The sequence below is a fragment of the Mesorhizobium sp. M8A.F.Ca.ET.021.01.1.1 genome, assembly GCF_003998025.1.
Lineage (GTDB): Bacteria > Pseudomonadota > Alphaproteobacteria > Rhizobiales > Rhizobiaceae > Mesorhizobium.
Genome location: NZ_RZSJ01000322.1, coordinates 1 through 6,812, shown reverse-complemented (window position 1 = coordinate 6,812; position 6,812 = coordinate 1). Strand labels below are relative to the sequence as shown.

The 6,812-nt window shown below is 64.3% G+C and carries 7 protein-coding genes; 4 read left to right on the top strand and 3 right to left on the bottom strand.

What is annotated here, in order from left to right; all coding sequences use genetic code 11:
- The 3 genes from EOA36_RS22410 to EOA36_RS22400 form a co-directional block, all read right to left on the bottom strand.
- Positions 1-663: LLM class flavin-dependent oxidoreductase (locus EOA36_RS22410; RefSeq protein ID WP_127279469.1), on the bottom strand; the 663-nt coding region annotated here is incomplete at its 3' end.
- Positions 660-1,655, bottom strand: a complete 996-nt coding sequence (locus EOA36_RS22405) for an LLM class flavin-dependent oxidoreductase (RefSeq protein ID WP_127279468.1) — start codon at positions 1,653-1,655, stop codon at positions 660-662. The genes EOA36_RS22405 and EOA36_RS22410, both read right to left, overlap by 4 nt.
- A gap of 378 nt (positions 1,656-2,033) precedes the next feature.
- On the bottom strand, positions 2,034-2,954 hold the full coding sequence (locus EOA36_RS22400) for a LysR family transcriptional regulator (RefSeq protein ID WP_127279467.1): 921 nt from the start codon (positions 2,952-2,954) through the stop codon (positions 2,034-2,036).
- 136 nt (positions 2,955-3,090) lie between these two features.
- Here EOA36_RS22400 and EOA36_RS22395 point away from each other — a divergent pair, with 136 nt between their 5' ends.
- From EOA36_RS22395 to EOA36_RS22380, 4 genes are all read left to right on the top strand, one after another.
- Positions 3,091-4,308: a urate hydroxylase PuuD gene (locus tag EOA36_RS22395; RefSeq protein WP_127279466.1), complete on the top strand. Its 1,218-nt coding sequence runs from the start codon at positions 3,091-3,093 to the stop codon at positions 4,306-4,308.
- A gap of 2 nt (positions 4,309-4,310) precedes the next feature.
- Entirely contained in the window at positions 4,311-5,624 is a 1,314-nt protein-coding gene (gene guaD / locus EOA36_RS22390) for a guanine deaminase (RefSeq protein WP_127279465.1), read from the top strand.
- 78 nt (positions 5,625-5,702) lie between these two features.
- Complete coding sequence (locus EOA36_RS22385) at positions 5,703-6,206, top strand: heme-degrading domain-containing protein (RefSeq protein ID WP_127279464.1); 504 nt, start codon at positions 5,703-5,705, stop codon at positions 6,204-6,206.
- Positions 6,203-6,812: DUF4147 domain-containing protein (locus tag EOA36_RS22380; protein WP_127279463.1), on the top strand; the 610-nt coding region annotated here is incomplete at its 3' end. The genes EOA36_RS22385 and EOA36_RS22380, both read left to right, overlap by 4 nt.

The following is a 6,812-nucleotide window of genomic DNA, read 5'->3' as shown; positions in this document are numbered from 1 at the left end:
GGTCTGTGCCGCCGTGAACACCACGTCGGCGGTGCGGGCGGCGAGGTCGCGGCCGACGTCGGAAGCGCCGGCCTGGACCATGACAGGCGCGCCTTGCGGCGAGCGCGGCAGATCGAGCGGATCGCGGACCGAAAAACTCTGTCCGTCATGGCCTGCCTTGCCGCGCCACAACCCTGTCACCGCCTCGGCGAACTCGCGCGCCCGCTCATAGCGGTCGGCATGAGGCTTGAGGCCGGCTGCGCCGAAATTGGCGGCTTCGATCTGACTGGCCGAGGTCACCAGGTTCCAGCCGGCCCGGCCGCCGCTCAGGTGATCGAGCGAGAGGAAGGTCCGCGCCAGGCCGTAAGGTTCGTTGTAGCTGGTCGACGCGGTGGAAACGAGGCCGATGCGGCTGGTCTGGACAGCCAGCGCCGAAAGCAGGCTGATCGGCTCGAAGCCGATCGAGCGCGACGTCTGGCTGGCAATGTCGACATTGGCCTCGCGCAGGCCGGCGGCGTCCTCGCAGAAGATCATGTCGAACTTCGCCGCTTCAGCCGTGCGCGCCAGCGCCATGTAGTGATCGATGTCGATGCCAGCTTTCACATGCGCCTTCGGATGGCGCCAGGCGGCGATGTGATGGCCCGTCGCCCACAGGAAGGCGCCGAGCTTCATTTGCGCGGTCATTGGTCACCTCCGCCGGCAAGGCCGAGATGCGAGCGCAAGGTGGTGCCGGGATGGTTTTCTCGAAGCAGCCCGCACCGCCGCAACTCCGGAAGAACACGATCGATCAAATCGTCGAACACCGAAAGCTGCGCCGGCAAGCGGATGTTGAAGCCGTCGCAGCTCTTAGAGAAGGATTTTTCTTCCAGCCTGTCGGCCAGCCCGCTGACGCCGTCAGCGGTGAGCGAGATATCAGCCAGTATCTTCACCGCATCCGGCTCGCGCCCACAGGCGGAAACCCGGCGCTTCAAATCACCATGACACGCCTTGTCTTCTGCCGCCGCCCGTTCGTCCAGCAGAACGACATCGGCGGTGCGGGCGGCAAAGTCGAGGTCGCCTTCGGTGAGATCGGACAGCACCAGCACCGGCGCGTCCTGCGGCGACCGCGCGACATTCAGCGGCCCGCGCACGGAGAAGAACTCGCCCTTGTGGTCGAGCAGGTGCATTCCTTGCGGATCATGGAAGCGGCCGCCGTCCCTGTCGAACAGCAGCGCGTCCGCGTCCCAGCCCTGCCAGAGCCCTTGAACGATGCCGATATATTCCTCCGAGCGGCGGCGAAAATCATCGGCTGAAAACCCGTCGGGCCGGCTGAAATTGGCGGCCTCTCGCGGTGTCTGCGCCAGCGTCGCGTTCCAGCCCGCGCGGCCATGGCTGATCATGTCGAGCGAGGCAAAGCGGCGCGCGAGATTGTAGGGCTGGTGAGCGATCGTCGAGGCGCTGGCGACGAGACCGATCTTTTCGGTCACGGTCGCCAGCGCGGCGATGAGAGTGGTCGCCTCGAACGGACTGCTCGGCGCGGCGCCATGCGGCGCGGAGTCGTCGAGGATGATCATGTCCAGCCCCGCCGCCTCGGCCTCCCGGGCGAAGCCGGCCAGATCGCTGAAAGTGAGCGCTTGCCCGGTTGCGAGGGCAATGTTGAGCGAAGCGGCCAGATGCGTTGTGGCGCCGTCGGTCATGGATGGTTCCTGGGGGAAGGCATGCGGGAACTATGTTCGCCGCATGCCCCAATGGCAACCGCTGGCGCTGGGCCAACCGCCGGCCATGTGCCGGCCAGCAGTCACGTTTCGGCTGGCTCTCAAACACCTCGAAAATTAGCTGAAACATCCGCCGCGTCGTCATCCACGGGCGGAGCAGCCGCGAAGCGGCGTCGCGCAGACCCGAGGATCCATGCCGCGGCGTCAAGGCGCTGCCACGGTGCAGAATTCTGCTCCGTTGCACTTTACGGCGAAAGTCACGGAATGGGTCCTCGGGTCTGCGCTCCGCTTCGCGTCGCTCCGCCCGTGGATGACGAAGTCGCGGGCCTTCGGCCGATCCCGTAGCAACGCGACCGCCCCTCACTTGCCCGCCAGAATGTCCTTGATCAGCCTTTGGCAACGCTCGGCCATGAAGTCGAGCAATAGCCGCACCTTGGGATCCTGCAGCTTCTTGTGCGGATAGACGGCGGCGAACTGCACCGGCGTTGGCGGGGTGCTGGTCAGGATCACTTTCAGCCGCTGGTCGCGGATGAACGGCTCGACCTCGAAGCGCGGTTTGTTGATGATGCCGCGCCCCGACAGCGCCCAGCCGGTCAGCACGTCGCCATCATCGGTGTCATAGGGCCCATGCACCTCGAATTTCTGCGGGCCGGTGGGCGTTTGCAAGGTCCAGACATATTCGCGCGCGCCGGAATAGCGCAGCATCAGGCAGTCATGCTTCCTGCCGATCAGCTCCTGCGGCTCCGTCGGCTCGCCGCGCGCTTCCAGATATTTGGGTGCGGCGACCAGCACGCGCTCGCATTCCATGATGCCGCGCATCCTGAGGCTGGAATCCTCGATGATCCCTAACCGGAAGGCGACGTCGATGCCTTCCTTCATGATGTCGACATTGTGGTCCGAGAGCCTCAGCCGCACCTCGACGTCAGGGTATTTGTCGTGAAAATCGGGAATGCCCGACGCCACCAGCCGGCGCCCGAGGCCGAGCGGTGCGGTGACGCGGATGGTGCCACGCGGCTGGCCGGACAGCGCCGAGACGGCCGCTTCCGCCTCGGTGATCGCCTCCAGCACCTGCTTGGCGCCGGAATAGAAAACAGTGCCGTGCTCGGTCGGCATCAATTGCCGGGTGGTGCGGTTGAACAGCCGCACGACGAGATGCTTCTCCAGTTCCTTGATGCGGTTGGAGGCGACCGCCGGCGAAATGCGCATGTCGCGGCCGGCCGCCGACAGATTGCCAAGCTCGACGACGCGGACAAAGACGGCGATGTTGTCGAGATAGGCCATGCGGATCGGCACCCTTCACCGGTTTGCGGTGATCAACCTAGTATTTTCCATTTTTTTTTGAAAGTCATCGTACACCTCGCCTCTTTTCGTTTGCGCCCCACACCGTAAAGTCATCGGATCGGCAGGGACGATTTCAATGATGGATTTCGCGATTTTCTGGGACTGGCTGAGCTTCGCCGTGCGCTGGCTGCACGTCGTTACCGGCATCGCCTGGATCGGCTCGTCCTTCTACTTCGTCGCGCTCGATCTTGGCCTGCGCCAGCGGCCCGGCATGCCGGTCGGCGCCTTCGGCGAGGAATGGCAGGTGCATGGCGGCGGCTTCTACCACATCCAGAAATACCTGGTGGCGCCGGCCGAGATGCCCGAGCACCTGACCTGGTTCAAATGGGAATCCTATGCCACCTGGCTGTCCGGCTTCGCCATGCTGTGCGTGGTCTATTACGCCGGAGCCGATCTGTTCCTGATCGATCCCAATGTGCTGCCGATGTCGGTGCCGGTGGGCATTCTGTTGTCGATGGCCACGATCGGCGTCGGCTGGGTGGTCTATGATCTCCTGTGCCGCTCGCCGCTTGGCAAAAGCGACACCGGCCTGATGCTGGTGCTCTATTGCGTGCTGGTCTTCATCGCCTGGGGGCTGACGCACCTGTTCACCGGCCGCGCCGCCTTCCTGCATCTGGGCGCGATCACCGCGACGATCATGTCGGCCAATGTCTTCATGGTCATCATTCCCAACCAGAAGATCGTCGTCGCCGACCTCATCGCCGGCCGCAAGCCTGATCCGAAATACGGCAAGATCGCCAAGCAGCGCTCGCTCCACAACAATTATTTGACGCTGCCGGTACTGTTCCTGATGCTGTCGAACCACTATCCGCTGGCATTCGGGACTGAGTTCAACTGGGTCATCGCCTCGCTGGTGTTCATCATCGGCGTCCTCATCCGCCACTATTTCAACACCGTGCACAAGCGTGCCGGCAACCCGCACTGGACGTGGCTCGGCGCCCTTGTCCTGTTCATCATCATCATCTGGCTGTCGACCGTGCCGAAGGTGCTGACCGGTGAACCGAAGGTGTCCGCCTCGGCGCAGGTCTATATCGCCTCGGCGCATTTCCCGGCGGTGCGCGACACCGTTCTCGGCCGCTGTTCGATGTGCCATGCGGCCGAGCCGGTCTATGAAGGCATCTATCATGCGCCCAAGGGCGTGATGCTCGACACCGACGCCGGCATCGCCGACCATGCCCGCGAGATCTATCTGCAGGCCGGCCGCAGCCACGCCATGCCGCCGGCTAATGTCAGCCAGATCACCGACAAGGAACGGGCGCTGCTGGTCGCCTGGTTCGAAGGCGCGGGGAAATAAGCATGACCTCGACACTTCTGCGCGGCCGCACCCTGTCCTTCGTGCGCTGGCCGCAAACCATCGACGATCACTCAGCCTGGCGCTACGAGGAGGATGGCGGCCTGCTGATAAGCGATGGCAGGATCGTTGCATCAGGCGCCTATGCCGATGTCGAGAAACAGGCCGGCGAGGGCGTCAAAAAGATCGACCATCGGCCGCATCTGCTGCTGCCGGGTTTTATCGATACGCATGTGCATTTCCCGCAGATGCAGGTCATCGCCTCCTATGGCGCCGAACTGCTCGACTGGCTGAACACCTACACCTTTCCCGAGGAAACCAAATTCGCCAACGCGCAGCATGGCCGCCGCATCACGCGGCTGTTTCTTGATGAAACGGTGCGCCACGGCACAACGACGGTTGCCGCCTACTGTTCGGTGCACAAGGCCTCGGCGGAAGCCTTCTTCGCCGAGTCGCACGCGCGCGACATGCTCAACATCGCCGGCAAGGTGATGATGGACCGTAATGCGCCCGAAGGCGTGCTCGACACGCCGCAGACCGGCTATGACGACACCAAGGCGCTGATCAAGGAGTGGCACGGCAAGGGGCGGCAGCACTATGCCATAACGCCGCGCTTCGCCATCACCTCCTCGCCGGAGCAGATGGAGATGGCCGGCGCGCTGTGCCGCGAACATCCCGACCTGCACATGCAGACGCATCTGTCGGAAAATCACGGCGAGATCGCCTTCACGCAACAGCTTTATCCCTGGTCGCGCGACTACACCGACGTTTACGAGCACTATGGGCTGCTGGGCAAAAAGAGCCTTTTCGGCCACTGCATCCATCTGTCGGAGCGCGAGGCGGACGCGCTGGCGGACAGCGGTTCGGTGGCCGTGTTCTGTCCAACCTCGAACCTGTTCCTCGGCTCGGGCCTGTTCGACTACCAGCGCTTTCGCCGCCGCGACAAGCCGTTGCGCATCGCGGCCGCCACCGATGTCGGCGGCGGCACCAACTATTCGATGCTTCGCACCATGGACGAGGGCTACAAGGTGATCGCGCTGAACGGCGAGAAGCTCAACCCTTTCCAGTCCTTCTGGCAGATCACGCGCGGCAATGCCGAGGCGCTATCTGTCGTCGAGAAGATCGGCACGCTGGAGGAAGGCACCGATGCCGACATCGTCGTGCTCGATGCGAGGGCAACGCCGGCCATGCGGCTCAGGATGGAAACGGTCGAGACGCTGGCGCGGGAACTGTTCCTGCTGCAGACGCTGGGCGATGATCGAGCCGTGCGCGAGGTCTATGTCGCGGGGCGGGCGGCCAAGAGCGACATCGCAATTTAGCGCTGCGGTGTGTTGCCTGCTTGACCCGGCGGCAGCCATCGGTCAAAGCGTGCGGCGAAGTTGACAGGGGAACGACATATGACCGTTGCTGACGACATCACTCTGATCAAGAAACAGGAAGAGACCCTTGTCTTCACGGCCTTCGACGAGGCCGTCGCCTTCAAGCTCGGTTCGGCGATCCGTGACCGCGCGCTGGCTGAGAACCTGCCCGTCATCGTCGACATCAGGACTTTCGACCGGCCGCTCTTCTATGCCGCCATGCCGGGGTCGAATGCATCCAATCCCGACTGGGCGCGGCGCAAGATCAATGTTGTCAAGCGCTACCTCAAAAGCACCTACCGTCTGGTTCTGGAGCAGCAGCGTCCCGACCGCACCTTCAAGCTCGGCGAGGGGCTGGATATTGCGGACTACGTGCTGGCCGGCGGCGGCTTCCCGGTCGCGGTCAAGGGTGCCGGTGTCATCGGCGTGATCGCGGTGTCCGGCCTGCCGGAGCGCCAGGATCATGGCGTGGTGGTCGATGCGCTGTGCGATCACCTGGGCATAGACAGGCGCAAGCTGGCGTTGTCCGCGGACCCCGAATGACCGTGCCCGATCCCAAGGTTTTTCTTACCTCGATCTTCAATGCCGCCGTCGCCGCCGCCGATCCGGAGCGCACCATCCGCGACCATTTGCCGGCCAGACCCAGGGGCCGCACCATCGTCATCGGCGCCGGCAAAGGCTCGGCACAGATGGCGGCGGCCTTCGAGAAGGTCTGGGACGGCCTGATCGAAGGGCTGGTCGTCACCCGCTACGGCTATGGCGCCAGATGCGAGCGCATCGAGATCATCGAGGCCGCGCATCCGGTGCCGGACGCCGCCGGGCTCGAAGCCTCGCGGCGGCTGCTGGAGAAAGGGCAAGGGCTGACAGCGGACGACCTGGTCGTGGCGCTGATTTCCGGCGGCGGTTCGGCCCTGCTGCCGTCTCCGGCCGCCGGCCTGACGCTGGCCGACGAAATTGCCGTCAACGAGGCGCTGCTTGCTTCCGGCGCGCCGATCGCGGCGATGAACACCATCCGCAAGCATCTCTCCGCCATCAAGGGTGGCCGGCTGGCCGCTGCCGCATGGCCGGCCAAGGTGGTGTCGCTGGTTGTCTCCGACATCCCCGGCGACAATCCGGCCCTGGTGGCGTCCGGCCCGACCGTTCCCGACA